Raw genomic sequence first — 2,748 nt, forward strand, 5'->3', positions numbered from 1 at the left:
GGCCCCACGCCGCCACCGCAGCCCGATGGCCAGCCCACGCCCCCGGTCACCGGCAACGCCACCTCGCCGCAGGCCAGACAGGCCGAGGCGGCGGGCAAGGCCGCGGCCAACGCCACCAACGCCACCAATGCCACCCAGGTGGTGTACGTGGACGAAAAGGGCAACCCCGTTCCCGCGCCGCCGGTCCCGGCAGAACTGCTGGAGCAGGCCAAGACCTTCATGGTCAACGCCGACTATCCCAAGGCCCTGGAACTGCTGGAAACCCTGAAGGGTCTGCACGACACCCCCAAGGACATGTACGAGGAGGTGCTGTACCTCATCGCCGACGTGCTCTACGCGCAGAACAAGGACAACATACTTCCCGCCTTCGACAAGATCATCGCGGCCACCAGCGAGGCCATGAACTACAACCTGAAGTCGCACCGGGTGCCACAGGCCCTGCTGCGCCTCGGCCTGCTGAACACGCGCATCGGCAATTCGCAGGAAGCCGAAGGCTACTTCAACCTGCTGCGGCGCCAGTATCCGCACGACGAAAACGCCGCTCTCGCCATGTACTACGCCGGCGAAGAAGCCTACAAACGCGGCGACTACCAGAAGGCTGCGGACAAGTTCCAGTCCATCGTGCAGGACTTTCCGGAAAGCAAGTACGTGCGCGAAGGCTCGGTCAGCCTGGCCCGCACCCTGTACAAGATGGGCTACTACCAGCAGGCCGCGTCCATCCTGGACTTCGTGGACAAGCGCTGGGGCCGCTTCTACCTCGAATATCCTCAACTGCTCACCGTGGCCGCCGACGTGTCCGACCATCTGGGCAAGCTGGACGATGCCCGCGCCAACTACTGGTTGTACTACAACCTCAATCCCGACGCGGACGACATCGACACCGTGCTGGCCCGGCAGGGCGACATCCTGGCCAAGCAGAAGCAGCCCGAGGCCGCCCGGGTGCTCTACGAGGAAGCGGTGCGCCGCTTCCCGGACAAGGACGGAGGGCTCATTTCGCTGATGCGCCTCGCCGAGGAAGGCATCCACGATACGCCGAGCATCGCCGAGATGGTTTCCGTATTCCAGAGGCCGGACAACACCCGCCCGGTGCAGGCATACACCACCATCATTTCCGGACATCCGCAGAGCCCGCTGGTGCCGCTGGCCCGGCTGAAGCTGACAATGTGGTACCTGTGGAACCGCCAGTTCCCCGAGGCGTTGGCATCCGCCGTGGAATTCGCCCAGGCCCACCCCGGCAGCGACATGCTGCCCAAGGTGCGCGAAATCGCGCTGCAAAGCTTCACCCAGATGGTGGCCGAAGCGGTGCCCGACGGTAACTATGGCCGCATCCTGCAACTGTGGGAACAGTATCCGCTGATCCAGGAAAACGAGAAGGACCTGTCGGTTGACACCCACGTGGCCATCGCCCTCAGCTATGCCAACACCGGGCAGCCCCAGAAGGCGCTGGAGATGCTGGACGGCTTCCTGAAGGGGCCGAAGGATCCCAAGCACGGCGAAACCGTGCTGGCCCTGGCGCTCAAGGTCTATCTGGAAACCCAGAACTGGCAGCGCATCGCCGACGTGATGCAGGGCGTGTCCGGGTGGAGCCTGTCCGACCCGGTGCAGAAGCAGGCGGACTACGCGCTGGCCCTGGCCCAGGAGAACCTGGGGCACCCCGACCTGGCCGTGCCACTGTGGCAGCGCCTGTACGACCGCAAGGATCTGCCCCAGGAGCAGCGCGCCTACGTGGGTTACTTCCTGTCGCGCGACGCCGAGCGCAAGCGCGAACTGGAAAAGGCCTACCTGCTCACCCGCGAGACCCTGTCCGACTTCCTTGCCGTGGCCCAGGCCAGCCCGGAAAAGGAAGACACGCCGCGCATCAAGGAATGCCTGCTCTCGCTCATGGACATCACCGAGGCGGCGGGCCGCCTGCGCGAATCGCTGGACTGGACCGACCAGTACGCCAAATACGTGCCCGATTCCGACCCCGGCTACGCGGCCATGCGCTATCGCGTGGCGCGCCTGCAGCGCAAGATGGGCAACGTGGACGCCTGGAAGGCCACACTGGAAGACCTGGCCCGGCGCGACCCGCAGTCGCTGTACGGCCGCATGGCCGCGTCCGAACTGCGCACCACCGACGTGACCAAGGGCCTTTCCGGGTTCACCCAGGGCGCGCAGCCCTAGCCCCTCATTGGCCAGCAGGCAGGCAGCGGGCAGATGCAACGCCCGACCGGCCCTGCCATCCGGCACCATCCCCTAGCTGGTACCGTCGCCCCCCATCTCCGCTGTTTCCGTTTTTCCGCGCATCTGGCATAGATCGGGTACGGACCCACAGGCATTGTTCCGCGTCCGTGCGGTTTACCGGGCATTCCGCCGGGTCTACGGCCAAGGCACCACAACAGGTCACCGGAACAGGTCACGACAGATTACCGGACAGGCAGCCTTCCCCTTTCCGCCATGTCCGCCGATACTCGCAGGAGGCCGCCATGCACGACAGGCATCTGGACACCGGACACGCCATCGACCGCAACCCCGTGGTGGCGGGCATGTTCTATCCGGACGACCCCGACCTGCTGCGCCACGAGGTGCGCGAACACCTTGCCGCCGCCCCGCGCGACGCCGCCCCCACCCTGCTGGCCATGGTGCCTCACGCGGGCTACGTCTATTCCGGCGAGGTGGCCGGGCAGACCCTGGGCGCGGCCAACCTGCCCGACACCATCGTGCTGCTGGGCCCCAACCACACCGGGCTCGGCGCGCCGCTGGCCGTCT

The 2,748-nt window shown here is 66.2% G+C and carries 2 protein-coding genes; both read left to right on the forward strand.

Features of this window, described 5'->3' with window-relative positions; all coding sequences use genetic code 11:
- Nucleotides 1-2,163: tetratricopeptide repeat protein (locus tag FVW27_RS12540; protein ID WP_167125618.1), on the forward strand; the 2,163-nt coding region annotated here is incomplete at its 5' end.
- Nucleotides 2,164-2,465: 302 nt separating this feature from the next.
- The coding region (amrB, locus tag FVW27_RS12545) for an AmmeMemoRadiSam system protein B (protein WP_167125620.1) at nucleotides 2,466-2,748 on the forward strand (283 nt) is incomplete at its 3' end.

This window comes from Nitratidesulfovibrio liaohensis, assembly GCF_011682075.1.
GTDB classification, from domain to species: Bacteria; Desulfobacterota; Desulfovibrionia; order Desulfovibrionales; family Desulfovibrionaceae; genus Cupidesulfovibrio; species Cupidesulfovibrio liaohensis.